Origin of the sequence: Zoogloea sp. LCSB751 (assembly GCF_002028455.1) — a bacterium.
GTDB lineage: Bacteria > Pseudomonadota > Gammaproteobacteria > Burkholderiales > Rhodocyclaceae > Zoogloea.
Window position 1 is genome coordinate 1 of record NZ_MWUM01000609.1, and the last position, 237, is coordinate 237.

1 protein-coding gene is annotated in these 237 nt (G+C 56.5%); it reads right to left on the reverse strand.

The window, feature by feature from the left end; all coding sequences use genetic code 11:
• A partial coding sequence (locus B4920_RS27905; protein WP_254051087.1) for a hypothetical protein occupies nt 1-237 on the reverse strand: 237 nt, incomplete at both ends.

Below are 237 nucleotides of genomic sequence, written 5' to 3' on the forward strand. Positions count from 1 at the left end.
GCATTGCCTGCCAGAGCGGAGTCGCCATCAGGGTTTGCATTTCGCGCTCATTGCCGTGGTCAAAGCACAGCACGTCCACATCACGAAACGCCGCCAGACGGTCAATACCCACTGCGGTACTGCCCCAGAACGTCATCTCGCCTTCCCAGGCATTGCGAATGCCAAAGCTGTCGAGTACTTCCTGGAACAGACAGTTATTTCCAAAGACCAGCATATGGCGGGCATCCAGCAGGGTCA